Raw genomic sequence first — 26,060 nt, 5'->3', positions numbered from 1 at the left:
TTTGCGGGTGATCGCGGCTGAAGCCGCTCCTACAGGATCAGAAGAGCTGGTTGAGTAGCCAGTACAGACACCCCGCCAGCACCATCGCCGCCGGCAATGTCAGCACCCAGGCCATCAGCAGGTTGACCAGCGTCTTGCGTTGAATCCCCGAGCCGTTGGCCACCATGGTCCCGGCCACCCCCGAGCTCAGCACATGGGTGGTCGATACCGGCAGGCCGAACATATCCGCCGCGCCGATGGTGCACATCGCCACCACTTCGGCCGAGGCGCCCTGGGCATAGCTCAGGTGGGTCTTGCCGATCTTCTCGCCCACTGTCACCACGATGCGCCGCCAGCCGACCATGGTGCCCAGGCCCAGGGCGATGGCCACCGCCACCTTGACCCACAGCGGGATATAGCGGGTGGCGTCGTCCAGCTGGCGCTTGAACAGTTGCACATGGCGGGCGGTGTCGGCGTCGTAGCGGGCCAGCTGGTGCTTGTCGATCTGGCGGATGGCTTCGCTGGCCAGGTACATGTCGTTGCGCACGTTGGCCATGGCCTCGGCCGGCACGCGCTTGAGCGAGCCATAGCCCTTGACCTCCTCGCCGATCATGCCGCTCAGCGCGGCCAGCGCCGGCAGCAGCTCGGGGCTGGCCGCAGGGGTGGCGACGAACGCGGTTAGCACCTGGCGCGGATCGGCCGGGGCGGGCGCGGGGGCGGCCCGTACCAGCGCCTGGCGGGTGACCTCGGCGACGGCCGAGAACTGCAGGGCCTGCTCGTTGGGCATGGTCTTGTTCAGGGCATAGGCCATTGGCAGGGTGCCGACCAGGATCAGCATGATCAGGCCCATGCCTTTCTGCCCGTCATTGGAGCCGTGGGCGAAGGATACGCCGGTACAGGTGAGGATCAGCACGCCGCGGATCCACCAGGGAGGCGGCGTCTGGCTTTCTGGTGCCTGGTACAGCTCGCGGCGCTTGACCAGCGCACGCAGGGCGAGCAGCAACAAGGCGGCGCAGGCGAAGCCGATCAAGGGCGAGAAAAGCAGGGCGTAGCCAACCTTGCTGGCCTGGGCCCAGTCAACGCCGCTGGTGCCATCGCGCCCGTGCATCAGCGCGTTGGCCACCCCCACGCCGATGATCGAGCCGATCAGGGTATGCGAGGACGAGGCCGGCAGCCCCAGCCACCAGGTGCCGAGGTTCCAGATGATCGCCGCCAGCAGCAGGGCGAAGACCATGGCGAAACCGGCCGACGAGCCGACCTGCAGGATCAGCTCCACCGGCAGCAGGGCGATGATGCCGAAGGCCACCGCGCCGCTGGACAGCAGCACCCCGAGGAAATTGCACAACCCAGACCACACCACCGCAACCGGTGCCGGCAGCGAATGGGTGTAGATCACCGTGGCCACGGCGTTGGCGGTGTCGTGGAAGCCATTGACGAACTCGAAGCCCAGGGCGATCAGCAGGGCCAGGCCCAGCAACAGGAAAGGGGTGATGGTGGTGACGACGGTGCCGCTGGCGCTGACGTCCTGCTTGAGGCTCCAGAAGGTGTAGGCCAGGCCCGCCAGCAGCAGGCCGAAGAACAAGGTGAGGGTGGCGCGTCCGGGTTTGTGGGCAAGGGGTGGGCCTGGGGTGCGCAGGCTCAGGTCGGGCTGGCTGGCCAGTGACGGGGTTGCCATGAGGGCTCCGGTTGGCGTCGGGCGGTGGTGCCGAAGGTATACAGTATAGAAACAATTCGTTACCGGGCCGTGACCTCGATCAATGAAGGCCCTAGGCTGGTAGGGGAATGATGTCGCAGGAGTACCTGATGATCCGCTGCAAACGCGTCTATGAAAGCGTCGAGGTGCAGGATGGCCAGCGCGTGCTGGTCGATCGCCTGTGGCCCCGCAATAAGCGCAAGGAAGACCTGCATGGGCAGTGGTTGCGCGAAGTCGCGCCCTCCGATGCACTGCGCAAGGCATTTCACGCCGGTGAATTGGACTTTGCAGCCTTTGTCCAGCGCTATCAGCAGGAACTGGCCGCCCACCCCGAGCACTGGTATCCGTTGCTGGACCTGGCCGGTAAAGGCGATTTGACCTTGCTCTACGCTGGCAAGGATACCGAGCACAACAATGCCCAGGTCCTGGCCCGGTGGCTGGAGGATGAGCTGGAGCGCCGTGGCCCGGCCAGTTCACCGGTGTGCTATGCCCCTTGAACTGATTCCCGCCAGCGATGACTACCTGACGTTTGCCCGCGACCTTACCCGCCGCGCCATGCTGCCGTACTACCGCGAGTTCGACCTGCTGTGGATCGAGGAAGCCTTCGACGAGGCCTGGGGCTGGCGCGAACAGTGGTTGGTGGTCGAGGACGATCAGGTACTGGGGTTCTGCAGCCTCAGTCAGGATCGCCAGGCGTTGTTCATTCGCGAGTTGCACCTGTTGCCCGAATATCGAGGCCGCGGCGTGGGCGGCTGGGTGCTGGAGGAACTGGCCGCCTGGGCGGCGCAACGCCGGCTGCCATGGCTGCGGCTGATGGTGTTCGCCAGCAACCCGGCGCGGCGCCTGTACCAGCGCCGGGGCTTCGTTGAAGTGGGCATGGACGAGTGTTTCGTGCGGATGCAGCGCCCGGTCGCCTGAGCTACTACTGACGCAGCCGCACCATCCGCCCCTGGACCAGCGTCGCCTCCAGCACTTGTCCCTGCAGCGCCAGCAGGTCACCGGCCAGCAGGTTCTGCAGCAGCGCCTTGCCGTCGAAGGTATTGTTCCCCAACTCGACCTCCCGCAGTCCCTCGACCCGCACCACCGCCTTGCCCACCTGTCCCAGGCGATTGCCACTGAGCAGCAGCGGGCCCGGCAGGGGCGTGGCATTGCGCAGGCTGACGGCGTACTCCGGGGTGTTGCCGATGCGATTGCCGACCAGGGCCAGGGCCGCCACCTCGCTGGCGTCCAGCGCGCTGCCCTGGCTGCTGGCCAGCAGGTTGTCGTCGATCAGCAGCGGCGCCTCGGGCGTGGGCGCCAGGTTGCGCAGCTGGATGCCGTTGCCCCGGCTGTCGCCGATACGGTTGCCCGCCAGCCACACGGCGCCGCGCTGGTCGCTGATTTCGATGGCGGCCTTGGCGGCGCCAAGGATCAGATTGCCCTCGACCAGCGCCCGGGTCTGGCCGCGCAAGCGCACGCCGCTGTTGTTGTCGATGCCCCGCACCTGATTGTCATGCAGGTGCAACTGGCTGTCGCGGGCGTCGATGGCGTATTGCTGCGAGCCTTCGAAGCGGCTGCCGGCGATGGTCGCCTGGCTGTGTTGCAGCTCCACCGCGCTGGACAATTCGCTGAACTGACTGCTTTCGACCAGCAGCGTGGCGGGGCGCGTACCGGCGGGTTGCTGGGTACTCAGCGCGGTGCTCAGGCCCCGGGACAGGTTGGCGTTGTAGCCCAGGCGCCGGAGCGTCGAGCCGATCACCTGGGTGTGGCTGCCGGCCCAGGCCACCACGAAGGGGCGCCAGGCGCGATCGGTGTTGCCCGGTTTGTCGCCGGCCACGCTCTCCAGTGTCGAACGCTCCAGCCCCAACCAGCCCTGGTTGATCAGCGCGGTGCCGGAAAAACTGTACAGGTAGAGATGGGCGCCCTCGAGCAGCAGCCCGGCATCGGCGCCGATCATCAGCGGGTAGCTGAGCAGGTAGCCATCCTTGTAGGGCCTGAGCACCCGCGGATCGCGCAGCGCGTCATGCAGCTGCGCCAGGGTGATGCTGCCACCGCGCAGTATCACGGCCTGCGGGTGGTGCGCCTGGTAGCCGGCGATGGCGCGGAACAGGCCATTGTTGACGAATGGCTCGAACGGCCAGCTGCCGGCCTGGGACGAGAACATCGGTTGCAGGCTCACGCTGGCGCGGCCTGCGGGAGGCGCTCGACGGGCCTGTTCGAAGCTTACGGCCTGGCGGACCTGGCGGCGCAGTTGGTCCAGCTGTTGCTGGTGCTGCGCCTGGGGCAGGGTGTCCATTACCGGCGCGGCCTGGGCGGTCGTCGCCAGCAGCAGGGCGGCCAGGCAGGAGAGGGAAAAACGGCTGAACGGTGCCATGGAAACGTCCTTGATCAAGGCAGGGTGGGATAGGCCGGCTTGAGCAGGCCACCGATCTGGCTGTAGTTGTCCACCTCGCCGTCCTCGCTGTCGTACAGCTGGCGGGCGAGGGCGTGCCCGGGCCGGCGGGCGAGGAACGGGATCAGCCAGGCCAGCTTGTACGGCGCGACTTCGGTCTGGCGCTGCCCTTTGAGCTCGGGCAGGGTGTCCGGGGCGAGCACGCTGCTTGCGGCGAAACTGGCCAGTTGGTCGAGGGTGCGCTGGTCGTCGTCGCTCCAGGCCAGGCCATTGGCGCGCGCCGATTCGCTCAGCAGCACCAGCGGCACCAGGGCGTACTGGCTGTAGTTGGCAGCCAGCCTGCTGCGCGCCACCTCCAGCGGCAGGTAGGCCTGGTCGCCCCTGCGCACGGCCTGGGCCAGGCCCCGGCGCAGGTTGCCGTCGGCCCAGCGGATGAAGTCGTCGCGGCCCACCAGCATGCCGGCGGCGGCCACCGCCCAGGCGGCCCAGTAGTCGTGGTTGTTGAAGTACACGGTGGTGGACTGGCGGCGCGGGCTGTACTCGCGCATCACCTGTTCGCCAAGCTGGCTGAACCAACGGTGCTGCACGGGAGTGAGGCGGACCTTGCCGTCGGCCGCCGCCTGGGTCAGCAGCACCGCGCCGGCCATGGCCGCCAGCGCCCACTTGCGCGCCGCCATGCCGGTGTTGCTGGCATCCGGATCGAGCAGGGCACCGGCTTGCGCCCAATGCTCCAGCCACTGCTCCTGGCAGGCCAGGGCCATGTTGGCCTCCTGGGGCTTCTTCGCCTTCTGGAAGCGCTTGCCGGCCTGGATCACGCCTGCGATGAACTGTTTGACCTGCCGGGCAATGCGCTCGCTGTCGGCGTCGGGCGCGGCGCGCAAGGTCGACTTGCTGGCGTCGCGTTGATCGTACTTGCTCTGCAGGTGCAGGCTGCCGGTATAGGGTGGTGGCGGTTGCTTGCTGCAGGTCAGGCTGTGGTAGTCCGCGATCAGGGCCGACTGCTCGGTGGCGCGGGCGGGCCAGATGGTTTGCGCAGCATGGCCGGGGAGGGGCAGCAGGACGATTGCAAGTAGCAGGAGCAACCCTGGGGCCGCTTTGCGGCCCATCGCCGGCAAGCCGGCTCCCACAAGTGCCGCGCATTCCCCTGTGGGAGCCGGCTTGCCGGCGATGGGCTGCGCAGCAGCCCCTATTATCGATTTCACAGGCACAGGCGCGTCTCCACATCGGTGGCGGCGGTGCCGGCCTTGGTTGGCTCGAGGAATACCGAGAGCAGGTTGGCGCCGGCGAACTCGGGCGCCCGGCTCAGCTCCAGGTAGTACTGGCCGCCACCGACCGCCGCCTCGCGACGGAACCACACCTTGTCGCGGGCGCCATTGTCGTAATAGACGATGATGTAGAAGTCCTTGACGTTCCTGTCGCTCAGGCGGATGTCGAGAAAGCCCTTGGACACCGCCTGCCGGGCACTTCCGGCATTGCTCAGCAGTTCGATGCGCTCGCCGACCTGCAGTGCCGGACGCTGCAGTTTCGTGCCCAGTAGCTCTTTGGACGTCTTGCAGCCACCGTGTATCGCGGGCACCAACTGGCGATACATCAAGGGCGAGTCCAGCCGGTAGTTGGCCGGCAGTTCCCAGACGATCAACTTGGGCGGCGCCTCGGGCTTGTAGTCGGCGGACAGCAGATATTCCAGGAGCGAGCCGTCCTCGCCCACGCCGGGCAGTGCATAGTTGAGCACATCCGTCTGCAGGTACTGTTTCAGGTAGCCGTCGAAGTTGAACTGCTTGCTCTCGTCCTCACGAGCCGCGGCATTGCTGTCGCCGACCAGGATCACCTCGGGGTCGGGCGCTTCGTCGAACAGGGCATCGCTGCTATCGGCCACAGGCACGGTCTGGTAGCCGCGTACGTACTGGAACCCGTAGTTGTTGCCGCAGATGTAGCTCAGGGCCAGGTTCAGCGTGCCGTCCTTGGGTACCATTACGCCGGGCTCGGTGCTGTAGCGTTTCTTGCTCAAGCCACTGTAGAACGGCTGGCGGCGGATCTCCTCGGCCATCAACCTGGCCGTGGCCTCGGCGCCGGCCGGCGTCCAGTGGTGGTCGCGGCGGAAGAAGTATTCGCCCTGAGGCGGCTGGCGCACCAGCTGCATCATCGGCGCCACCACCGCGCCGCCCTGGCGCAGTTGCCCCAGGTAGGTGTCGAGGTTGCGGCTGGCGCGTTCGAAGTCGAAGCCATGCAACTGGTCGGCGTAGAGCTTGTCGCGGTGCATCAGGCCGCGGGTCGGCTGGACCGCCATGGCCACCTGGATACCCTGGCGGTGGAATGCGTCCATCAGCCGGGCGAACTCCGGGCGCATGGGCGCGGGAATGCCGAAGTCGTTGGTCAGGTCGACCATCGAGCGGAACAGCCAGCGCTCCTTGCCGGGGACGATCTGGCGCATCAGCTTCATGCGCCCTTCGGCATAGTGCTGCGGTTCGGCCAGGGCTGGGCAGACCATGCACTGCAGGTTCTCGCAGCCGGGCCGGGCGGGCTCGGCGGCCTGGCCGGGCAGGGCCGTCAGCGCCAGGGTGGCCGCCAGGCCAAGGGGGAGGAAGGTGTTCATGGGCCAGTCATCCTTGCGGCGGTGTGTCACTCGGTCGGGTCGATGCTGTTGGCCAGGCTCAGGCTGCGATTGCCAGGCAGCAGCACGTAGCTGTAGGAGCGGCCTTTCTTGAGAAACAACTCGTCGAAGCTGGCCACTTCCTGACCGCCGACATAGGCGGCGAAGTCGATCTTGATTTCGTTGACCATGCGCGCGCCAGTCTGGCCCTTGCTCAGGGCCTTGACCACCTCGTGCTTGCCGTCGGCGGTGCGCAGCGTGGCCTGGGCCGGGGTCAGGTTGTAGAAGGCCACCTGGGCCTTCTTCGGCTCGTTCACATACTGGTCGGCAATGAGCTGCAGTTGCTTGCCGTCGTACACCACGGTGCTGGCGGCGTTGGCCGCCAGGGTCGGCTCGATGGCCGTGGCGCCGATGCCGATCCGGTGTACCCCGGCCGGCACGAAACGGTAGCCGCTGAGCTGCCCCGGGGCGACCTTCTGCGCATTGAGCTTGCCGCTAAGGGCCACGTCGATGCTGTTATCGGACAGGTTGAGCACGCGCACGAAGGCCGAGTCGGCCGGGGCCACGGCGTCGTACAGGTCGGCATTGCCTTCGGCGGCCAGGGCGATGTGGCTGGCGGCGCTCAGGGCCAGGGCGGTGAACAGGGGCGAAAGCTTCATCAGGTTCTCCTTGGGACGTCAGAAATGCGCGGGCTGGGCGTCGCGGGCAAGCGCGCCTGGGCGATGGGCAAGCAGGGTGCGCAGGGGAAACTCCCAGATCACGGTGTCGATCTGCGGGTTGTGCAACTGGTCGCTGGTGAGGAACTGGTTCATCGCCTCGAACGGCCCACGGGCCTCTACGGCGACGGACAACAGGTCACGGTTGAGCGCTTCCTTGAGGAAGCCGACGAAGTTCCAATCGTCGATCTTGCTGTAGCTGGTGCCCACCAGCAGCAGGCTCTGCGCCTGTTCGGCGAACAGCTCGTCACTGCCCTGTGCGGCCTTGAGGGTTTCGTACAGTTCGATCGGATTGCCGCCGAACTGTGGCGCCAGGCGGGCATGGTCGAACTGCAGGTAGTTCATCAGGTCGCCCTTGACCGTCTTGTCGCCGGCCTTGTGCGAGACATACACCTGGTCACCGAGCAGGCGCGGGCGCTGGCGTGCCAGTTCATAGGCTGACAGCCGCGCGCCGTCCGGGCTCCAGTGGGTGTCGGACTTGAGGAACAGGCGCGGACCGGCCAGGTTGCGCAGGTAGGCGTCACGCAGCGGCACCACATCCAGGCGGCGCAGTTGCAGGTCGGCGACGAAGCGGTCGTAGAGGCTGGCCACCCGTGGGTCGAAGGCGCGCTCGGCATGGCTGGCATAGATATCCAGCTTCATCGGCAAGGGCAGCAGCACCAGGTGCTTGCCGTGCTCGGCCAGTTGCTGCTCGACCTTGGCGATCTGCGCCAGCTGGCTCGCCAGGTTGGCGTCCAGGTCGTTGGGCACGCGGTACTCCTGGCTGGTGTAGAGCCAACCGTCCTTGCCCAGCACCACGCCCTGGGTGCCCTCGCCGAACAGCTGGAAGCGTGCGTCGGCCCACAGCTGCACCGAGGGTTCGCGCAGGAAGAATCGCTTGTCGTAGACCTGCTCGAACTTGCGCAACAGCTTGCCGTCGACGAACAGGTTCCAGCTGTCGGTCTGGGCGCGGGCGAAGCTCAGCACTGGCGGCAGCGAGTAGACGAACATCGCCGCCAACGCCATGGCGAAGGTCACACCGTTGGCCTTGCTGGCCGTCTTCATCACCGGATACACGGCACTCTCCTAGAACTGGAAATACAGAAACGGCGAAAACGAACTGGCCGCCAGGCTGCTCAGCGCCAGCAGAAAGCCCGCCCACAGCAGCAGGCTGTGCAGCACCCCGACATGACGCATGAAGTAGCCGTCCTGGTTGCCGGCGTAGAAGCGCACGTTGTTGATCCCGGCCAGGATCAGCCAGGCGACTGCCACCAGGGCGAAGGCCATGGCCATCTTCGAGGCGCCGAGCACGTACAGCTCCAGCGAGCCGAAGCCGTTCAGGCCCAGCAGCGCCCGGTAGATGTCGAGGCTGTGGCGCAGGTCCATGGTGAAGAACAGCGGCATGCTCAGGATGATCAGCAGCGCGGTGCGCAGGTTGCGGCCCAGGCGGTACGGCGTGCTGACCTTGGTGGCCAGGCCGAACTTGCGCTCCAGCACCATGCCGATGCCGAAGAACAGCCCCCAGCAGATGAAGGCGAAGCTCGCCCCGTGCCACAGGCCCGACAGCAGCATGGTCCACACCAGCGCCGGCAGGGCGCCGGCCACGCGCTTGCGCACCAGGGGCATGTAGACGTAGTCGCGCAGGAAATGCGCCAGGGTCATGTGCCAGCGCGACCAGAACTCGGTGATGCTTTGCGACACATAAGGCTGGTTGAAGTTTTCCGGGAAGCGGAACCCCATCATCAGCGCGAGGCCCAGGGCCATATGGCTGTAGCCGGCGAAGTCGAAATACAGCTGCAGCGTCGACACCACCAGGCCGAACCAGGCATCGCTGAACTGCAGGCTGCCTTCGCCGATGAACAGCACGTTGATCGGCGCCAGGCGGTCGGCAACCAGCACCTTCATGATGAAACCGAGCATGAACCGGCACACGCCCAGCGAGAACAGCTCCAGCGAGTGGCTGCGCTGGCGCAACTGCGGGGCCAGCTGGCTGTAGCGCAGGATCGGTCCCGCCACCAGGTGTGGGAACAGCGCGACGAAGGCGGCGAAGTCAATGAAGCTGCGGGTCGGCGTGGCGTCCTTGCGGTAGATGTCGACGATGTAGCTTAGGGCATGGAACACATAGAACGAGATGCCCAGCGGCAGGAAGATGTTCTCCAGGGTCCAGGTGTCGATGCCCAGCGGCGCCAGCAGCAGGGCCAGCATCTCGGCGCCGAAGTTGGCGTACTTGAAGTAGCCCAGCGTCGCCAGGTTGCCGGCCACGCCCAACCACAGCAGGCGCAGGGCCCAAGGCTTGTCCGCGGCGTCCAGGCGTGCCTTGATGCCCAGGCCGAACGCGTAGTTCCAGGCGGTGATGGCGACGAACAGCAGCAGGAAGTCCGGGCGCCACCAGGCGTAGAACACGTAGCTGGCGGCAACGATCACCAGCGAGCGCCACCGCGGCCGGGCCAGGTAGTAGATAGCCAGGAACAGCGGCAGGTAGAGGAACAGGAATACGTTGGAGGCGAAGATCATGCTGGCCCGTCCTTAGTAGCTGATCACCACGCCGACACTCAGCTGGTAGTCGTCACCGCTGTCCAGCGCGCTGCCTGCGTTGAGGTAGCTGGCGCTGACCAGGGTGTTGACGTCCAGGTGCTTGCCGTCGAGGGCTACCGGGAACATCTTCCAGTAGTAGTTGAGGTCGATCATCTGGCCGACGTTGTCGCCCTTGCCGTGCAGCCCGGCGTTCAGTTCGTTCTGGCGCCGGGCGCGGGCATCGGCGGCCATGCGGATCGGCAGCGCGCCGCCCTCGTCGCGCAGGTTGAGCTGGGTCACCCGCAGGTCCAGGGCGCTGCGCGCGGTGGGGCGGGTCTCCAGGGCGAAGCCGTAGTAACTCAGGTTGCGCAGGTCGAGGGCGACGAACGCACTGGTCAGGCGCGTGCTGTACGAGCCCTGGCGGGTGATGCGGTCGGACTGGATCGGGTTGAGCCGGAAGCCGTCGTTGTCGTCGTCCGGCTTGTCGGTCAGGCCGCCGCGCAACGCCAGGCGCGGGGTCCAGGGCAGCGTCTCGAAGCGCTTGCCGACCTCGCCCAGCGCCGCCCAGCCTTTGCTGGTGTGGCCGGTGCGGGTGACGCCGTTGCCGGCGGTGTTGTCCATCTTGCCGTCCAGGGCCGCCAGTTCCAGGTGGTAGTCGGTGGCCAGGGGCAGGTTGTCGCCCTTGAAGAACAGTCCGTAGCGCCAGCCCTTGAAGTCGTAGCGATCGTCGACGTCGTGGTCGCTGCGGTCGTTCTCCTGCATCAGGCGCACCCCGACCTGGTTGTTCGGGCTCCAGCGATAGGCGTACTGGCCCATCAGGTACAGCGTGCGCTCTTCGCTCGCGGCCAGCGAATTGACGTCGGTGTTGTAGTTGTGGAATTTCTGCCCGAGCGCGACGAATGCGTCGGAGAAGGTGTCCTGATAGTCGAAGCGCACCGACTCCAGGCTGTCGTCCCACCAGATGCCGTAGTCGTCGGCGAAACGTTGGCGGCCGAACGACAGCGAGAAGCGCGGGTCGTCGCCGATCAGGTTGCGCTTGACGTACAGCTCGCGCAGTTCGGCGTACCAGCCCTCGGGTTGTTCGCGGGCATTGTTGTTGGTCGACTCGTTGGCCAGGTTGCTCGACTGGCTGGAGTCGTAGTTCAGCCACAAGCGGCCATAGACCATCCACCTGGCCCAGCGCTTTTCCGGCGAGTACCAGGCGAACGACGGCTCGTAGCGCAGGCTGTAGAAACTCTCGCGGTCGCGGCCGACCTGGGAGTCCTGCGGCCCGTAGCCGGTCTGCAGGGTGAGCTTGTTGAAGAACTCCGAGGTGATCACCGGCTCGCTGCCGTCAACGGTCGCGACGCGTATCGGCGCGCTGCTGTCGGCCTCGGGGCCGGTGACTTCCTCGGCTGCCAGCACCGTCAGCGGCGCCAGGGCGAGCAGGGCGCCGAGCAGGGGTGGGTGCGCTTTCACAGGGTGGGCTCCTTCAACAGATCGTTGCGCACGGCCAGGGCGCGCTCGATGTCATCCTTGGGCAAGGTCTTGTCCAGCCGTTTGATCAGGCCACGGGCGCGGGTCTCGCCGAGGTCGAGGGCGATGCGGGCGTAGGTGTAGGCCTTGACCGGGTCGTGGCAGATCGCCCGGCCGCGCAGGTGCACGGTGGCCATGCGGTACCAGGCGGCGGTCGAACCCTGCTCTGCCTGTTGCCGCCAGATGGCCAGGGCGCGCTCCTGGTCGGGCTGGTCGAGGCCGCCCTTGCTGTAAAGGTCACCCAGGAGCAGGTGGGCGTCCGGGTAGTGGGCGACGATCAGCTCGTTGATCAGTACATGGGCCTTGTACGGGTCCAGGGTCAGCCAGTTATTGACCATGTAGAACTGGGCATCCAATGCCTTGGCGCGGGTCGGGTCCTTGGCCCTTACCTGGGTGATCAGCGCCTGGGCCTGCTCGGCGTTGTGCTCGGTGGGGTTGGAGATCATGAAGTTGGCCTTGGCCACCAGCGCCGGCAGGTAGCCACGGGCGACGGCGTTGTCCAGCCAGCGCTGGGCCTCGGCGATGCCGTCGGCGCGCAGCTGGTCGTCGGCCTTGTCGCGGGCCAGTTGCTCGGCCGTCGGCTCGATCTTGGCGCCCATGGCGCGGCCCTGGCGCTGTTCGCGTTCGGCGTCCAGTTCGGCGCGGGTGGTGCCATGGATGCTGTCCAGCAGCGCGCCGATGCGCTGCACCACCTCCACCGGCAGGCTGGCCATCTCCGGCTCCAGGCTGCGGGCGAAGGCGAGGAAGGCCGGGTCCTGGCGCTCGCCGAGGAAGCGGTAGTAGCGCTCGATGCCGCGCGGGTCAATGCGTGCCGCCTGCTGGTACCAGCGCTCGGCCGCGGCGCGGTCGCCCCGGCGCTCGGCGACCACGGCGTGGTACAGCTCCGGGCGGCAGTTGAGCAGGCAGCTCTGTTCGTACAGCGCCAGCAATTCGGCGGCGCGCTCGCCGGGGAACAGCTGCGGATAGACCAGGAACACCTCCAGGCTGGTGCTGGTGCTGCGTGGGTCACGGTCGTTGGGGTAGCGGGCCAGGGCCTGGCGTACCCATCCTTCGTGACTGCGTTGCAGGCGCGGCGTGCGGTCGAGCAGGCGCGCCAGCGAGGCCAGCGCCGGGATCTGACCGTGACCGTCGGCGAAGGCCTCCTGGTACAGGCTCACGATGTCCTGGCGGTTGGCACTGTCGCTGTTGGCCAGCACATCGCCGAGCAACTGCTTGGAGGCCAGGTCGCCACGCTCGGCGAGGGCGCGCAGGTCGCTCGTGACGTCGGCGCCCGGGTCCTTGTACAGCGCGTAGCGGATCTGCTCCAGGCTCTGCCCGGCCCAGCCGCTGCCGGCGCAGACCAGGCCGAGGCCGGCCAGCAACAGGCGCGGGGCATTCTTGGCGTTCATGACCGGCCCTCAGTTGGCGCTGCCGAACGGCAGGCCCAGGTACAGGTCGACCGCCACGGCCTTCTGGTAGGCCGCCGCCGGCAGCGGGCTGTCCGGCTGGATGGTCAGCGCCAGGTTGTGGTTCAGCTCGTCGGAGCGGGCGTCCACCACCTTGCCGCTGAAGTGCTGGTCGAGGCCGAACACCTGCATGTCCACCGAGCGCACGCGGCTGACATCGGCGAGCTTGTCGAACGGCACGTTGGCGCGCACGAACATGGCCTCGCCCTTGGGCAGCAGGTGCATCATCGGCGCGGCCTTGTAGCCGTAACCATCCAGCGGTTGCGATGGGTACCAGACCTGGCAGTCGCACGGGCTGTTGATCACCGTCTCGACGCTGGCGCGGCCCAACAACGCCTGCAGGTCGCCCGGGGCGAGGTCGGCCAGGGCTTTCATGTCCGCCGGGCTGGTGAAGCTGGTGGCCAGCTGGGTGGAGATGTTCGCCAGTGGCTGGCCGGCCTGCACTTCGCTCGCACCGGCGGGCAGCAGGTACTTCACGTAGCCGTTGTCCGGCATGCTGATGACCTGGGCGTTGCTCGCCACCGTGGCCTGCAGTGCCGGGATGCGGAAGAACAGCAGGTAGCCCTTGTAGCCGACGAAGCCCAGCGCGGCCAGGCCGGCGGCGGTGTACAGCGCGGTGCCGGCGATGGCCTTGAGGCGCTCGCCCGGCGTGCGCGCGCGGGCTTGCTGGTGCTTGCGCGCCTTGATGTAGTTTTCCCGCTGCATCACGTTGAACAGGCCGTTGATGTCGGCAACCTCGCCCGACAGGTAGGCGCTGATCAGGTAGCGCAGGATGTCGCGCTTTTGTGCGTCGAGGTCGACGAATTGCGCGCCGACCTCCTTGCCGCGCTGGGAGACGATGCGCACCTTGCCTTCGATCGCCAGGTCGACCTGGTTCAGACGCAGCTGGATCGACGCGTCGTACAGCGCGCCGATGGTCAACGGCGTTTCGTGCAGCAGGCCGATGCCGCCGAGCGAGATGTCGGCAAGGTCCGCTTCGAATGGCTCGCCCACGGCGCCGCGCAGGCGTACACGGGCGTTCATGCGGGTGCGCACGTACTGACGCTCGTCGATGGCTTCGTGGACAATGTTGGCCGGGGCCGCGGGGGTATTGGAAGTACTCATGTGCAGGCGCCTTTCCTTAACGTTGCGTGAGTTCTAGAAGCACGGTGATGACCCCGAAGAAGATGGCGATCGAGGAGCACAGCATCGCCTTCGAGGACCAGCGGTTGAGGCTGGCGTCGAAGTCGACGCTGCCGGTGGCCAGGGTGGTCTTCTGCCGCGTCCAGCGTTGCTGGTCCATGTGGAACATCGCGTAGACCTTCATCAGCGAGCCGACGATCTGGTTGTAATAGAGAACGAAGGGGTACATCGGGCTGACCGGGTGCCCGGCGAAGATGAACAGCACGGTCACCAGGCTGCGCGAGAGCAGCACCCAGAACAGGTACACCAGCAGGTACTGGATACCGAACACCAGGCCCGCCACCACCGAGGCGGTCAGGCCCATCAGGCAGGTCCACATCGACACCCGCTGGTCGAGCAGCACGTACAGCGTGAACAGCCCCAGGCGCGCGCGGCCGAGCAGGGCAGTGGCGCGGAAGTTCTGCCGCAGCGAGTTGCCGTACCAGCGGAACATCAACTGGCGGGTGGCGACCCAGAAGCTGTCACTGGGTGGGTGCTCGACGGTCAGGGTGTGGCTGTCGGGTACGTAGAAGGTGTCCCAACCGGCGCGCATCAGGCTCAGCCAGCTGGACTTGTCGTCGCCGGTGAGGAACTGGAAGCGTCCCAGGCGCCAGTGCTCGAGAAAGTCCGCCTCGACGTCGCGGATGAAGGCCGGGTCGGTCATCACCCCGGCGCGGAAGAACGACAGCCGCCCGGTCAGGGTCAGCACCCGGTGCGACAGGGCCATCGAGCACATGTTGATGTGCCGCTGCACGAAACGCATCGAATGCCACTGGCGCATCCAGCGGCTGCCCTCGACTTCGCAAAACTCGTTGGTGGTCAGGCCGCCCACCTCGGGCAGCACGGCGAACAGCTTGACCGCCCGCTCGACGCAGCCGGGCAGCATCATGGTGTCGCCGTCGACCACGCCGACTACCGCATCTTCCAGCGGCATCTGCCGCGACAGGGCACGGAAGGCGTGGGCCAGGCCATCGCGCTTGCCGGTGCCGCGGGCGCGGACGATGACCAGGCGGATGTCGTCGCGGCCCTGCACCTCGTCGCGCATCATGTCCTTGATGAACTGCTCGTCACCTTTCTCGACGATCGAGGCGATCACCGTGCACGGCACCTTGAGTCGTTGCACCTCCTGGAACACCGACTGGTACACCTTGAAGGTGGTGTGGGTGGGGATGCGAAAGCTCGTTACCACCATGAACATGTGCGCTGGCAATGCCGCGTCGCCCAGGCGCTCGACCTGGCGGCGCAGGCGCGGGAAGCGCCAGTGCAGGAAATACATGCCGCGCAGGTAATGAACGATGGCGTTGCCGTAGCGCCACATGCCCAAGGTGCCGATGATGAAGATGAACTGGTGGTGGCCAGGGTCCAGGTACTGCGGCGCGACCATCTGTGCGGCCAGTGTGATCAGTCCGGCGAGCAGCGCCCAGGCGCAGAAGGCGGCGGCCGCGCGCAGGTAGCCCGGGGCCGCGTAGGGCCGCTGTTGCTGTCGTTCCATGGCGCTGTAGCTCCTTGGGGTCGGGGCCCGCCGCGACGGCGGGCGTCGGCGTGCCTTACCAGCAGATGCCGTGGTGTCGGGCGTCGCTGCCGCCGGCCATGAAGCCGACCAGGTCGATCACCGGCTTGCCGGCGTCGAGCGCCTGCACGAAGCGCTCGTCGTTGTTGCCCAGCACGATCAACTCGGCTTCGTCGATCACCTGTTGCAGGTCGCTGCGCAGCAGGGCGCTAACGTGGGGGATCTGCTGTTCGATGTACTGGCGGTTGGCGCCGAACTGCCGGGCATGGTCGACGTTGGCGTCGAAGATGCGCAGGTCATAGCCCTTTCCGATCAGTTGCTCGGCCAATGTCACCAGCGGGCTTTCGCGCAGGTCGTCGCTGTTGGCTTTGAACGCGAGCCCCAGCAGGGCGATGCGGCGCTTGCCGGCCCGGGTCACCAGGTCGAAGGCGTGTCGCACCTGGCTGCGGTTGCTGGCCATGATCGAGCCGAGTAGCGGGTGCGCCACGTCAAGCTGGCTGGCGCGGTAGGTGAGGGCGCGCACGTCCTTGGGCAGGCACGAACCGCCAAAGGCGAAGCCCGGGCGCAGGTAGTAGCGCGACAGGTTGAGCTTGTAGTCCTGGCAGACCACGTCCATCACTTCGCGGCCATCGACCCCGGAGGCCTTGGCGATGTTGCCGATCTCGTTGGCGAAGCTGACCTTGGTGGCGTGCCAGACGTTGCAGGTGTACTTGATCAGTTCGGCGACCTCGATCGGCTTGCGGATCACCGGGGCGTCCAGGCCCTGGTACAGCGAGGCGAGCAGGTCGCCGGAACGGCTGTCGAGTTCGCCGATCACGGTCATGGCCGGGAAGTCGTAGTCCTGGATCGCCGTGCTCTCGCGTAGGAACTCCGGGTTGACCGCCACGCCGAAGTCGCGGCCGGCCTGCTTGCCCGAGGCCTGCTCGAGCAGCGGGATGACCACGTTCTTCACCGTGCCCGGCAGTACCGTGCTGCGCACCACCACGGTGTGGCGGCTGGCCTTGTCGCGCAGGGCCGCGCCGATCTCGCGGCACACCGCCTCCATGTACACCAGGTCGAGGTCGCCATTGGCCTTGCTCGGGGTACCGACGCATAGCAGCGACAGCTCGGTGGCCAGGATCGCCGCCTGCACATCGGTGGTGCCGCGCAGGCGCCCCTGGCGCACACCGTCGAGCAGCAGTTGCTCCAGGCCCGGCTCGACGATGGGCGAGCGACCCTGGTTGATCATGTCGATCTTTGCCTGGGCGACGTCCACCCCCAGCACCTGGTGTCCGCGTGCCGACAGGCAACCGGCGCAAACCGCCCCCACATAGCCAAGTCCGAAGATACTGATGTTCATAGATCCCTCTCCCCAGGCGCGGCGCAAGGCCGGCCGAGATACTCAGTTCAAGAAGTTACGCAAATGCCAGACGCGCAGAATCAAGCCGCGCTAGATAGGTAGCGGTACAGGCTGTTTCGTGGTGGTCTTTTTACATCCTAAGGAGTTTTCTGAAAGTTCGGCAAGCTTTATTACTTCCTGTGTTGTTTTTAGTAATTTTTCTTTGAGTGAAAGTTAAAAATTACTTTTAAATCAATAAGTTAAAGTTTGATATAAGTTGGGCGTCAAAAAATTTACACCCCTGTTTGTGTCGATAAAATGACGCCAAAATGGTGATTTTCGTCATGTTGAACTGATCTGAAAGGTTTTCTCGCAGGTGCTTGTTCGACTCTTTGTTCATCTGCTCGATAGTTAAATATGGCTTGGTTTTCCTTTGCGCCATCGTGGGCAACCCTGCTCTACGACGTATTTACGCGTCACGTTGCGAGCCCGGGGTTGTCCCCCCTCAATCCGGCCCATGGCGCAATGATGGCTTGCAACGATTGGATCCAATTGGCATAGTGCCGGTCGATTGTGCAGACATTCACTCGGGTGCGGGATGCACCTTTCTTCCATTCATGCAAAGGAGGCAAGCAGATGAACGGATTTGGTCCGCGACTCAGAGAAGAGCGCGAACGCCTGGGGCTGACCCAGCGCATATTTGGCGATATCGGCGGTGTCGAGCCCAACGCCCAGGGCAAGTACGAAAGCGGCGAACGCACGCCGCGCATGGACTACCTCGCGGCGGTGGCCAGCCGGGGGGTGGATGCGCTGTATGTGCTGAGCGGCGTGCACACCCCTGCGCCCCTGGACAGCCTCACCTCGGATGAGAACCGCCTGCTAGGCGCCTTTCGCCGCCTGCCGTCGGCCGACCAGGCTGCGGTGTGGCACCTGCTCAACCGCCTCGCGGGTGAAGAAGGTGGCCATGAAGGGCTGCGCATGCGCCGGCCTGACCGGCAGGCATATTTCCATGACGCTTTGCGCTAGGTTCGTTGTGAAAAATTTTGTTAAGGTGGCGGGATCCAATCGCCCCACTGACGAGGTGTCTGCTTGATTAGGGTCCTGGTGGTCGACGATCACGATCTGGTGCGTACCGGCATCACACGCATGTTGGCCGACATCGACGGGCTGCAGGTGGTGGGGGAGGCGGACTCTGGTGAGTCCGCCCTCAAACTGGCCCGCGAGCTCAAGCCGGACGTGGTGCTGATGGACGTGAAGATGCCAGGGATCGGTGGCCTGGAGGCAACGCGCAAACTGCTGCGCAGTCATCCGGACACCAAAGTGGTCGCGGTGACCGTGTGCGAGGAAGATCCGTTTCCCACCCGCCTGTTGCAGGCGGGTGCCGCGGGCTACCTGACCAAGGGCGCCGGGCTCGATGAAATGGTCCAGGCCATCCGCCTGGCCTTCGCCGGCCAGCGCTACATCAGCCCGCAGATTGCCCAGCAGCTGGCACTCAAGTCATTTCAGCCCCAGGGGTCGCCGTTCGATGCGTTGTCCGAACGGGAAATACAGATTGCGCTGATGATCGTCGGTTGTCAGAAGGTGCAGATCATCTCTGACAAGTTGTGTCTGTCACCCAAGACCGTCAATACTTACCGTTATCGAATCTTCGAAAAACTCTCGGTCACCAGTGACGTCGAACTGACGTTGCTGGCCGTCCGCCACGGTATGGTCGACGCAAGTCTGTAAAGCACACCTCATGTCACAAACCTTTGATGCAAGCGCGTTCCTGGCGACCTGCAGTGGTCGCCCGGGCGTGTACCGGATGTTCGACGGCGACGCACGCCTGCTGTACGTGGGCAAGGCCAAGAACCTCAAGAAACGCCTGGCCAGCTATTTCCGCAAGACGGGGCTGGCGCCGAAGACGGCTGCCCTGGTGGGGCGCATCGCCCAGGTCGAGACCACCATCACCGCCAACGAAACCGAGGCGCTGCTGCTCGAGCAGACGCTGATCAAGGAGTGGCGGCCGCCCTACAACATTCTGCTGCGCGACGATAAGTCCTACCCCTACGTGTTCTTGTCCGACGGGGAGTTCCCACGCCTGGGTATCCACCGCGGCGCGAAGAAAGCCAAAGGCCGCTACTTCGGTCCGTACCCCAGCGCCGGCGCCATCCGCGAGAGCCTGAGCCTGCTGCAAAAGGCGTTCTCGGTTCGCCAGTGCGAGGACAGCTACTACGCCAACCGCACCCGCCCGTGCCTGCAATACCAGATCAAGCGCTGCAAGGGGCCGTGCGTGGGGCTGGTCTTGCCCGAAACGTACGCCGAGGACGTGCGCCACTCGGTGATGTTCCTCGAGGGCCGCAGCCAGCAGCTGGGCAATGAGCTCAACGCCGAGATGGAAAAGGCCGCCATGGCCCTGAATTTCGAGAAGGCCGCCGAGCTGCGCGACCAGATCGCCCTGTTGCGCCGGGTCCAGGACCAGCAGTACATGGAAGGCGGCTCCGGTGATGTCGACGTGGTGGCGGCTTTCGTAAACCCGGGCGGCGCCTGCGTGCACCTGATCAGCGTGCGTGGCGGCCGGGTGCTGGGCAGCAAGAACTTCTTCCCCCAGGTGGGCATCGAGGAGGAGGTGGCCGAGGTCATGGCCGCGTTCCTTTCCCAGTACTACCTCGGCAACGCCGAACGCGAACTGCCGGGCGAGCTGATCGTCAACGTGGTGCATGACGACTTCGCCGCCATCACCGAGGCGGTACAGACCTTGCGTGGTCGCGAACTGAACATCAGCCACCGTGTGCGCGGCACTCGGGCGCGCTGGCAGCAACTGGCGGTGACCAACGCCGAGCAGGCGCTCAACGCCCGCCTGGCCAACCGCCAGCACATGGCCGCCCGCTTCGAGGCGCTGGCCCTGGTGCTGGGCCTGGACGAAGTGCCGCAGCGCCTGGAGTGCTACGACATCAGCCACTCCAGCGGTGAGGCCACCGTGGCCAGTTGCGTGGTGTTCGGCCCGGAAGGCCCGCTCAAATCCGACTACCGCCGCTTCAACATCGAAGGCGTGACCGCCGGCGACGACTACGCCGCCATGCACCAGGCGCTGATGCGCCGTTACGGGCGGATCAAGGACGGCGAGGGCAAGCTGCCCGACGTGCTGCTGGTGGACGGCGGCAAGGGCCAGCTGAACATGGCCCGCGAAGTGATGCAGGAGCTCGGCCTTACCGATCTCACCCTGCTCGGCGTGGCCAAGGGCGTGACCCGCAAGGCCGGTTTCGAGACGCTCTACCTGAACGACGTGGCCCACGAGTTCACCCTCAAGGGTGACTCGCCAGCCCTGCACCTGATCCAGCAGATCCGCGACGAAGCCCACCGCTTCGCCATCACCGGCCACCGCGCCCGGCGCGGCAAGGCCCGGCGTACCTCGAGCCTGGAGGACGTCGCCGGGGTAGGGCCCAAGCGCCGCCGCGACCTGCTGAAACATTTCGGCGGCCTGCAGGAGCTCAACCGCGCCAGTGTCGACGAGATCGCCAAGGCCCCCGGCATCAGTAAAAAGCTTGCCGAGTCGATTTATGCCAGCCTGCATAGCGAGTAGAATGCCGGGTTCAACTCGCAGCCAGTCGTACCGATGAATATTCCAAACCTGCTCACCGTTCTACGCGTCCTGCTCATCCCGATCTTCATCCTGCTGTTCTATGTGCCCTATCACTGGAGCTACATGGCCGCCAGCACGGTGTTCGCCATCGCCGCCGCCACCGACTGGCTCGACGGCTACCTGGCGCGTCGGCTGCAGCAGAGCACCCCGTTCGGCGCCTTCCTCGACCCGGTGGCCGACAAATTGATGGTCGCCGTGGCCCTGGTGCTGCTGGTGCAGGTGCACGCCAACTTCTGGCTGACGCTGCCGGCGGCGGTGATCATTGGTCGCGAGATCGTGGTCTCGGCGCTGCGCGAGTGGATGGCCGAACTCGGCGCCCGCGCCCATGTGGCGGTGTCGAACCTGGGCAAGTGGAAGACCGCCGCGCAGATGCTGGCGCTGGTGATCCTGCTGGCCAATCCGCCGTTGCTGACCTTCTGGGTGGTGCTGGGCTACGGGTTGCTGCTGGTGGCGGCGGGGCTGACCCTGTTGTCGATGGTGCACTACCTGGTGGCCGCCTGGCCGCACCTGCGCGAAGGTTCGGAGCAGAAGTAAAAGTTTTTTTGAATCAAGGGGTTGACGCCGTTCTGTAAATCGCTAGAATGGCACCCATCACGACGCGGGAATAGCTCAGTTGGTAGAGCACGACCTTGCCAAGGTCGGGGTCGCGAGTTCGAGTCTCGTTTCCCGCTCCAATATTTAGCTCCATAGAGTTCCACTGAATTCCATGGAGAAAGAAAAAAGGACCTTAGGGTCCTTTTTTTGTTTGTGCTGTATTCCACCGACGTCTTCTGCTTTCCGGCAGCATCCAGTGATTTTCAGTCCATTTTTCTGTCTATTTTTCCGAATCCCTTAGCTCTTGTAGTGGTCAACTAATCCCGGACACTGCGTTAAGTTTTTCCTCAGCAACAGCGGGCGCCAGCCCGCTGTTGAACTGATGCGGTCGCTGCCAGTTGTAGCGTTGCATCAAAAAGCGACCGATATCCTGCTGTGCCAGCGAAGCGCTCATGTAGCCCGTGGTCGGTACCCATTCTGTTTTCAGGCTGCGAAAAAACCGCTCCGTTGGCGCATTATCGTGACAGTTTCCTCGGCGGCTCATGCTCTGCTTGAAGCGATAACGCCACAGACGCTGACGGAAGCTACGACTGCCATATTGACTGCCTGTCCGAATGAAATAGCACGTTCTGAGGGCGGCCGCGCTTCTCATAGGCCATGTCCAAAGCCTTGGTCACCAGGTCAGCATCGGGCTTCGATGAAAACGCCCAGCCTACTACTCGGCGTGCGAAAAGGTCGATCACGGCCGCCACATAATGCCAGCGACCTTGCGCCCAAACATACGTGATATCTCCGCACCAGTTGTTCGGGTTGCAAGCGCCGAGGGCAGCCACGCTCTATTCAAGCTCTAAGCCGTTACTGATATTTCTGCCAGTATCAACACTGGGTTGTTCATCGTATCGTTTCCGTGTAGTCGTTAGCAGAAGCGAATTCTGCGTGCACGGAGGCTAGCGAAATGAACTTGATCGCTCATTCGCTTGAAAACCCTGAGCACACGCTCATCGACATGACGCTGATGATGGAGAGGATCGCAGTGCAGCGGCCCTACTTTGCTTTTGAAAGGCTTTACCACACAGTTTATGACGACTGGGATATCTGCGGCGACTTCATACCTGAGCAGCCGTTGGGGCAAGAGCTTGGGCCCATTGCAATTGCTGAAGCGGGTAGGCACCTGGCTATTTTGGGCTCATGCGCCGCAGCGCTCACGCAACCGGCGGGGGAGCGTATTTATTACCTTGCAATACACGCAATTTGGTCAATGGGCGCCTGTCCAATAATCGCGCCTGAGACGACAATGCTCACGGCCCGTGCAAAAATAGTTGATCGTACGAAGAAGAGAGTTAAGGCAAAGACTGAATTGCTTTTTGACGGGCAAGTTGTGGGTGCGCTTCAGGTGGAGTACCAGATTTTGTCAGAGAAGCTCTTCTGTGCATTGTTTGGTGCGTTTTGGCAAGAAGAGCATAAAGAAGTAGTCGAATCGCCCTATAGCACCGCGCTTGACCTCAGGCTGTCTTCCATTAAACGTCATGCTGTCAAGGCGCAATGTGCGGGGGAAGCTGAGGGGCACTGTGCGGGTCACTTCCCCCACTATCCTATGTGGCCTGTGGCTGTGGTGATATACGGTTTGACTCAAGTGCTATCGTTTTTGTTGGAAAAACGACTGAAACGACCCTTCCGTTTCAAGGCGCTGGAAGCAGAAGTCCATGCTCTACAACTGGTAAGTGCCCACGAACCGCTCACCTTCTACGCGGGTGTCAAGTCGCTGTTGCGCACGAAGCGTACCTGCCGGATGAGATGCGTTGCCTCCTTGGGTGCGAAAACGGTCGCTGTACTAAAAACAACAGTTGCCATAGAAGACCCGCCGAATCGATAGCCAGGGGTGTTGATGCAGCGTCAGTGTTCTCGGAACTGAAAAGCTGCGGTGGCTGGTGTTTTCAATTTGTCCTTGCCAACACTCCCTGAGCTCCCCGAGGGGATCAGTTTCAGTCACCTCACCGAGTTGGCGTTATTCGAGCTGAGGCTGACTTTGTCGCCAGAGCGTTTTATACAGGCATTCCCAAATCTGCGAACATTAGAGCCACCCGATCATCCAGCAGCCGTTCAAAGATATCCGACTGCCACGCAGCTTGTTGCAACCAGCCATCCTCGAGGCACCCTGCCATATGAGAAAGGGCGCTACAGTCCGCAAGAAACGGAGAGCATCCCCCCGCACCGCACCCGATAGTACCCGCGCACCCTGCAAATCACCTTCAGGACGAGGTACAGATCATGCAACTGGCAGGCAAAGTGGCAATCATCACCGGTGCCAGCTCCGGCATCGGCCGTGCGGCGGCGAAATTGTTCGCCCGGCACGGCGCCAACCTGGTGCTTACAGCGCGGCGCCAGGACGAGCTCGAGCAGTTGGCGGCGGAGATCACGGCAGCCGGACACGGTCGGGTCTTTACGGTGGCCGGTGACATCACCGATGCGGCGCTGGCCAGGGAGCTGGTGGACACGGCGGTGTCGTGCTTCGGTGGCCTGGACATCGCCTTCAACAATGCAGGCACCCTTGGTGAGCTGGCTGCTGTTCCCGAGCTGACGCTGGACGCCTGGCAACATACCTTGCATACCAACCTGACCAGCGCTTTCCTCGGCGCCCAGGCGCAGATCCCGACGCTGCTGGCCCGTGGCGGTGGCTCGCTGATCTTCACCTCGACCTTCGTCGGCCACACGGTGGGCATGCCGGGCATGGCCGCTTACGCGGCCAGCAAGGCAGGCCTGGTCGGCCTGGTCCAGGTTATCGCGGCGGAGCAGGGCGCCCAGGGTATACGCGCCAACGCGTTGCTGCCGGGCGGTACCGACACGCCGATGGGCCGCAGTGTGATGAGCAGCCCCGAGGCCCAGTCCCATGTCGAAGGCTTGCACGCCCTCAAACGCCTGGCCAGGCCGGAGGAAATCGCCGAGGCGGCACTGTTCCTGGCCTCGGACGCATCAAGCTTCATGACCGGGTCGGCGATGGTGGTGGATGGCGGGGTATCGGTGGTGCGCGGCTGAGGCGGACGGTAGCGTGCCATGGCTGGATCATTACGTCACCGCGGCGATCAGGTCGATTTCCACGGGGGCATTCTTCGGCAGCCTGAGCACGCCGACCGAAGTTCGTGTATGAGCGCCGGCTTCGCCAAACACACTGTACAAGACCTGCGAAGCACCGTTGGCCACCTCGCTCTGCCGGGTGAACGCTTCGGCCGACTGCACGAACACGGTCATGCGCAGGATGGCGCGGATGTTATCCAGTGAGCCAACCCGTTCACGCACCAATGCCAGGCAGCGCAGGGCGCTGACCATGGCCGCGGTGCGTGCATCCTTCAGGCTGACTTCGCTCCCCACCCGGCCGGGGTGGATCACCTCTTCGTCAATGCGCGGGATCTGCCCGCTGACGTACACAACGCCTTCATGGCGCACGGTGGCGGCGTAGTCGCCACCGAGTTTCAACCCTGCTTCGAAGGTGTAACCCAGCTGATCAAGTATCGCGGCAAACTGTGCTTCACGGGACATAGGGCGCTTCTCGGTCTCTTCATGGCCTCGGGGCGGTATGCGCTAGGCGCAAGCCGGATGCCGATGCATAGTAGATAGGCGCTGGCCGCAGGGGCAGGGCAACTTCGGATGGAAACCTCTGAACTTTACTGCCGGGACGACCAGTACAATGCAGCGACAGCGCGCCGTGATCGCCGCGATCGAACTCCAGTCGGGGCAACCGCTGGTGCAGCAGATTGCCGAGGGTTTTACCGAAGCCATCGGAAATGGGGCTTTGGCCCCAGGGGTGCGGTTGCCGCCCATTCGTGAGTTGACCGAGCTGTTGGGCGTGAGCAAGTCCACGGTGGTCGAGGCCCTGGACCGACTGCGCGCCAGCGGGCTGGTGGTATCGCGCCAGGGCGCTGGCCACTATGTGGCACGCGATGCCCAGGCCATGGGCACGGAGGCTGTGCGCAATCTGCTGCCCCAGGACCCGGTGAGCGTGCTCCGTCACGCACTGCTGACGGACAACGGCATGCTGCGTCCCGGCTGCGGCTTCCTGCCGCCCTCATGGATGCCCGTGGATACCCTGCTCAAGGCCATGCGCGGGTGCCTGCGGGCCAGCGAATTGCGCATGGGAGAGTATGGCTCGGCGGCAGGCTACCTGCCGCTGCGTCAATGGCTGCGCCTCAAGCTCGGCACTTTGGGCATCGATGTTCCGGTCGAGCAGATCGTCACCACCGCCAACACCATGCAAGGCGTGGACATGCTGATGCGCCTGATCCTTCGCAGGGGGGACAGCGTCATGGTCGACGACCCGTGCTATTTCAACTTCCGCGCCAACCTGCATTACCACGGCGCCCGCCCGGTTTGCGTGGCGCGATCGGTGGAAGGCATCGATTTCGTGGCCTTCGAGCAACTGCTGATTGCCCATCGCCCGCGGGTCTACCTGACCAACAGTGCCTTGCACAATCCAACGGGGCATTCCTTTTCGGCAGCACAGGTCCACCGCCTGCTGGAGCTGTGCCAGCGCTATGGCGTGCACGTCATCGAAGATGATCTGTACTGCGATATCCAGCATAAACGAACGCCCCGGCTGGCGGGGGTGGGTGGGCTGGACAACGTCAGCTATGTCTGCGGCTACTCGAAGACCCTCACCGCCAATTGCCGCGTCAGTTACCTGGCCGTGGGCGCCGAATTGGCGGGGCAACTGACGCTGCTCAAGATGAAGTGCGGCGGCGTGACGTCCGAGCTGACCGAGCAGGTGATTCATCGCCTGCTGACCGAAGGGAGCTATGAGCGGCATACGCGCAGGGTCGTCGACCGGCTGCATGAGGCCAGCGGGCGGGTGGCTGGATGGTTGCGCGAGGCAGGGTGCGAGGTGGCGTCGTGCCAAGGGGAGGGGCTGTTCCTGTGGACCCGGCTACCCGCCGGTGTCGATGGCGAGGCTATTGCCATGAGCGGCTTGCAACATGGTTTGGTGCTGTCACCCGGCACCTTGCTGAGCGCCCAGGCCGATGCCCGGGCATTCATGCGTTTCAATGTCGGTCACAGTGACAATGTGAAGGTCCGCGACACCTTTCTGCGCCTGCTCGACAGCCACTGAGCTGTCGAGCAGGCG

Annotated in this window: 22 protein-coding genes, 1 tRNA gene and 1 pseudogene; 10 read left to right on the top strand and 14 right to left on the bottom strand. The window is 64.7% G+C overall.

Going from position 1 to position 26,060, the window contains the following annotated elements; all coding sequences use genetic code 11:
* Positions 1–37: 37 nt before the first annotated feature.
* Entirely contained in the window at positions 38–1,654 is a 1,617-nt protein-coding gene (locus ACZ9C1_RS08705; protein ID WP_476253879.1) for an inorganic phosphate transporter, read from the bottom strand.
* 128 nt (positions 1,655–1,782) lie between these two features.
* Here ACZ9C1_RS08705 and ACZ9C1_RS08700 point away from each other — a divergent pair, with 128 nt between their 5' ends.
* Together ACZ9C1_RS08700 and ACZ9C1_RS08695 are read left to right on the top strand one after the other, a co-directional pair.
* Positions 1,783–2,169 carry a DUF488 domain-containing protein gene (locus ACZ9C1_RS08700; RefSeq protein WP_111532316.1) on the top strand — a complete coding sequence of 129 codons (387 nt, stop codon included), beginning with the start codon at positions 1,783–1,785 and terminating at the stop codon, positions 2,167–2,169.
* A complete protein-coding gene (locus ACZ9C1_RS08695; RefSeq protein WP_102684119.1) occupies positions 2,159–2,590 on the top strand; it encodes a GNAT family N-acetyltransferase in 432 nt (143 codons plus the stop codon). Before ACZ9C1_RS08700 ends, ACZ9C1_RS08695 begins: the two co-directional genes overlap by 11 nt.
* Positions 2,591–2,594: 4 nt before the next feature.
* On the opposite strand, the gene ACZ9C1_RS08690 is transcribed toward ACZ9C1_RS08695, so the two are convergent.
* The 11 genes from ACZ9C1_RS08690 to ACZ9C1_RS08640 form a co-directional block, all read right to left on the bottom strand.
* Complete coding sequence (locus ACZ9C1_RS08690; protein WP_476253878.1) at positions 2,595–4,025, bottom strand: right-handed parallel beta-helix repeat-containing protein; 1,431 nt, start codon at positions 4,023–4,025, stop codon at positions 2,595–2,597.
* Between the two features lie 14 nt (positions 4,026–4,039).
* Complete coding sequence (locus tag ACZ9C1_RS08685) at positions 4,040–5,149, bottom strand: polysaccharide lyase (protein ID WP_476253877.1); 1,110 nt, start codon at positions 5,147–5,149, stop codon at positions 4,040–4,042.
* Between the two features lie 92 nt (positions 5,150–5,241).
* Positions 5,242–6,636: an alginate O-acetyltransferase AlgX-related protein gene (locus ACZ9C1_RS08680; protein WP_110700700.1), complete on the bottom strand. Its 1,395-nt coding sequence runs from the start codon at positions 6,634–6,636 to the stop codon at positions 5,242–5,244.
* Positions 6,637–6,662: 26 nt separating this feature from the next.
* Positions 6,663–7,292 (bottom strand): alginate O-acetyltransferase AlgF, encoded by a 630-nt coding sequence (locus ACZ9C1_RS08675; RefSeq protein WP_110700697.1) that lies wholly within the window; start codon positions 7,290–7,292, stop codon positions 6,663–6,665.
* A gap of 18 nt (positions 7,293–7,310) precedes the next feature.
* Positions 7,311–8,405, bottom strand: a complete 1,095-nt coding sequence (locus ACZ9C1_RS08670) for an alginate O-acetyltransferase (protein ID WP_476253876.1) — start codon at positions 8,403–8,405, stop codon at positions 7,311–7,313.
* Positions 8,406–8,414: 9 nt separating this feature from the next.
* Positions 8,415–9,842 (bottom strand): MBOAT family O-acyltransferase, encoded by a 1,428-nt coding sequence (locus ACZ9C1_RS08665; RefSeq protein ID WP_277504846.1) that lies wholly within the window; start codon positions 9,840–9,842, stop codon positions 8,415–8,417.
* 12 nt (positions 9,843–9,854) lie between these two features.
* Positions 9,855–11,300 carry an alginate export family protein gene (locus ACZ9C1_RS08660; RefSeq protein WP_476253875.1) on the bottom strand — a complete coding sequence of 482 codons (1,446 nt, stop codon included), beginning with the start codon at positions 11,298–11,300 and terminating at the stop codon, positions 9,855–9,857.
* Entirely contained in the window at positions 11,297–12,745 is a 1,449-nt protein-coding gene (locus ACZ9C1_RS08655) for a tetratricopeptide repeat protein (protein WP_476253874.1), read from the bottom strand. Before ACZ9C1_RS08655 ends, ACZ9C1_RS08660 begins: the two co-directional genes overlap by 4 nt.
* Before the next feature lie 9 nt (positions 12,746–12,754).
* Positions 12,755–13,906 (bottom strand): PilZ domain-containing protein, encoded by a 1,152-nt coding sequence (locus ACZ9C1_RS08650; protein ID WP_277504841.1) that lies wholly within the window; start codon positions 13,904–13,906, stop codon positions 12,755–12,757.
* A 16-nt stretch (positions 13,907–13,922) separates the two neighbouring features.
* Positions 13,923–15,455 carry a glycosyltransferase gene (locus tag ACZ9C1_RS08645; protein ID WP_476253873.1) on the bottom strand — a complete coding sequence of 511 codons (1,533 nt, stop codon included), beginning with the start codon at positions 15,453–15,455 and terminating at the stop codon, positions 13,923–13,925.
* Between the two features lie 55 nt (positions 15,456–15,510).
* Positions 15,511–16,812: a nucleotide sugar dehydrogenase gene (locus ACZ9C1_RS08640; RefSeq protein WP_277504839.1), complete on the bottom strand. Its 1,302-nt coding sequence runs from the start codon at positions 16,810–16,812 to the stop codon at positions 15,511–15,513.
* 615 nt (positions 16,813–17,427) lie between these two features.
* On the opposite strand from ACZ9C1_RS08640, the gene ACZ9C1_RS08635 reads away from it, so the two are divergent.
* The 5 genes from ACZ9C1_RS08635 (at position 17,428) to ACZ9C1_RS08615 (ending at position 21,087) form a co-directional block, all read left to right on the top strand.
* Positions 17,428–17,817, top strand: coding sequence for a helix-turn-helix domain-containing protein (locus ACZ9C1_RS08635; RefSeq protein ID WP_046855102.1), 390 nt, complete (start codon positions 17,428–17,430; stop codon positions 17,815–17,817).
* Between the two features lie 63 nt (positions 17,818–17,880).
* A complete protein-coding gene (gacA, locus tag ACZ9C1_RS08630) occupies positions 17,881–18,519 on the top strand; it encodes a response regulator transcription factor GacA (RefSeq protein WP_023631421.1) in 639 nt (212 codons plus the stop codon).
* Between the two features lie 10 nt (positions 18,520–18,529).
* Positions 18,530–20,353, top strand: coding sequence for an excinuclease ABC subunit UvrC (uvrC, locus tag ACZ9C1_RS08625; protein WP_476253872.1), 1,824 nt, complete (start codon positions 18,530–18,532; stop codon positions 20,351–20,353).
* A gap of 33 nt (positions 20,354–20,386) precedes the next feature.
* Positions 20,387–20,947 carry a CDP-diacylglycerol--glycerol-3-phosphate 3-phosphatidyltransferase gene (gene pgsA / locus ACZ9C1_RS08620; protein ID WP_198755769.1) on the top strand — a complete coding sequence of 187 codons (561 nt, stop codon included), beginning with the start codon at positions 20,387–20,389 and terminating at the stop codon, positions 20,945–20,947.
* Positions 20,948–21,011: 64 nt separating this feature from the next.
* Positions 21,012–21,087, top strand: a tRNA-Gly gene (locus tag ACZ9C1_RS08615).
* Positions 21,088–21,260: 173 nt separating this feature from the next.
* On the opposite strand, the pseudogene ACZ9C1_RS08610 reads toward ACZ9C1_RS08615, so the two are convergent.
* Positions 21,261–21,756, bottom strand: a pseudogene (locus tag ACZ9C1_RS08610) (IS3 family transposase); the annotation flags it as partial.
* A 146-nt stretch (positions 21,757–21,902) separates the two neighbouring features.
* Between ACZ9C1_RS08610 and ACZ9C1_RS08605 the strand changes: the two are divergent.
* Together ACZ9C1_RS08605 and ACZ9C1_RS08600 are read left to right on the top strand one after the other, a co-directional pair.
* Complete coding sequence (locus tag ACZ9C1_RS08605; RefSeq protein ID WP_476253871.1) at positions 21,903–22,820, top strand: hypothetical protein; 918 nt, start codon at positions 21,903–21,905, stop codon at positions 22,818–22,820.
* A 395-nt stretch (positions 22,821–23,215) separates the two neighbouring features.
* On the top strand, positions 23,216–23,980 hold the full coding sequence (locus ACZ9C1_RS08600; protein WP_476253870.1) for an SDR family oxidoreductase: 765 nt from the start codon (positions 23,216–23,218) through the stop codon (positions 23,978–23,980).
* A gap of 30 nt (positions 23,981–24,010) precedes the next feature.
* On the opposite strand, the gene ACZ9C1_RS08595 is transcribed toward ACZ9C1_RS08600, so the two are convergent.
* Positions 24,011–24,481, bottom strand: a complete 471-nt coding sequence (locus ACZ9C1_RS08595; RefSeq protein WP_102682888.1) for a RidA family protein — start codon at positions 24,479–24,481, stop codon at positions 24,011–24,013.
* Between the two features lie 148 nt (positions 24,482–24,629).
* Here ACZ9C1_RS08595 and ACZ9C1_RS08590 point away from each other — a divergent pair, with 148 nt between their 5' ends.
* Positions 24,630–26,045, top strand: coding sequence for an aminotransferase-like domain-containing protein (locus tag ACZ9C1_RS08590; RefSeq protein WP_102682887.1), 1,416 nt, complete (start codon positions 24,630–24,632; stop codon positions 26,043–26,045).
* Positions 26,046–26,060 lie beyond the last annotated feature (15 nt).

This window comes from Pseudomonas sp. TE21435, assembly GCF_056279265.1.
This window is presented reverse-complemented; position numbering and strand designations above follow the sequence as displayed.

Excerpts from the sequence above, each read along its gene's own strand:
- ACZ9C1_RS08705 (WP_476253879.1), bottom strand. The coding sequence starts at position 1,654 with ATGGCAACCCCGTCACTGGCCAGCCAGCCCGACCTGAGCCTGCGCACC.
- ACZ9C1_RS08700 (WP_111532316.1), top strand. The coding sequence starts at position 1,783 with ATGATCCGCTGCAAACGCGTCTATGAAAGCGTCGAGGTGCAGGATGGC.
- ACZ9C1_RS08695 (WP_102684119.1), top strand. The coding sequence starts at position 2,159 with ATGCCCCTTGAACTGATTCCCGCCAGCGATGACTACCTGACGTTTGCC.
- ACZ9C1_RS08690 (WP_476253878.1), bottom strand. The coding sequence starts at position 4,025 with ATGGCACCGTTCAGCCGTTTTTCCCTCTCCTGCCTGGCCGCCCTGCTG.
- ACZ9C1_RS08685 (WP_476253877.1), bottom strand. The coding sequence starts at position 5,149 with ATGGGCCGCAAAGCGGCCCCAGGGTTGCTCCTGCTACTTGCAATCGTC.
- ACZ9C1_RS08680 (WP_110700700.1), bottom strand. The coding sequence starts at position 6,636 with ATGAACACCTTCCTCCCCCTTGGCCTGGCGGCCACCCTGGCGCTGACG.
- ACZ9C1_RS08675 (WP_110700697.1), bottom strand. The coding sequence starts at position 7,292 with ATGAAGCTTTCGCCCCTGTTCACCGCCCTGGCCCTGAGCGCCGCCAGC.
- ACZ9C1_RS08665 (WP_277504846.1), bottom strand. The coding sequence starts at position 9,842 with ATGATCTTCGCCTCCAACGTATTCCTGTTCCTCTACCTGCCGCTGTTC.
- ACZ9C1_RS08655 (WP_476253874.1), bottom strand. The coding sequence starts at position 12,745 with ATGAACGCCAAGAATGCCCCGCGCCTGTTGCTGGCCGGCCTCGGCCTG.
- ACZ9C1_RS08650 (WP_277504841.1), bottom strand. The coding sequence starts at position 13,906 with ATGAGTACTTCCAATACCCCCGCGGCCCCGGCCAACATTGTCCACGAA.
- ACZ9C1_RS08645 (WP_476253873.1), bottom strand. The coding sequence starts at position 15,455 with ATGGAACGACAGCAACAGCGGCCCTACGCGGCCCCGGGCTACCTGCGC.
- ACZ9C1_RS08640 (WP_277504839.1), bottom strand. The coding sequence starts at position 16,812 with ATGAACATCAGTATCTTCGGACTTGGCTATGTGGGGGCGGTTTGCGCC.
- ACZ9C1_RS08635 (WP_046855102.1), top strand. The coding sequence starts at position 17,428 with ATGAACGGATTTGGTCCGCGACTCAGAGAAGAGCGCGAACGCCTGGGG.
- uvrC (WP_476253872.1), top strand. The coding sequence starts at position 18,530 with ATGTCACAAACCTTTGATGCAAGCGCGTTCCTGGCGACCTGCAGTGGT.
- pgsA (WP_198755769.1), top strand. The coding sequence starts at position 20,387 with ATGAATATTCCAAACCTGCTCACCGTTCTACGCGTCCTGCTCATCCCG.
- ACZ9C1_RS08605 (WP_476253871.1), top strand. The coding sequence starts at position 21,903 with ATGAACTTGATCGCTCATTCGCTTGAAAACCCTGAGCACACGCTCATC.
- ACZ9C1_RS08600 (WP_476253870.1), top strand. The coding sequence starts at position 23,216 with ATGCAACTGGCAGGCAAAGTGGCAATCATCACCGGTGCCAGCTCCGGC.
- ACZ9C1_RS08595 (WP_102682888.1), bottom strand. The coding sequence starts at position 24,481 with ATGTCCCGTGAAGCACAGTTTGCCGCGATACTTGATCAGCTGGGTTAC.
- ACZ9C1_RS08590 (WP_102682887.1), top strand. The coding sequence starts at position 24,630 with ATGCAGCGACAGCGCGCCGTGATCGCCGCGATCGAACTCCAGTCGGGG.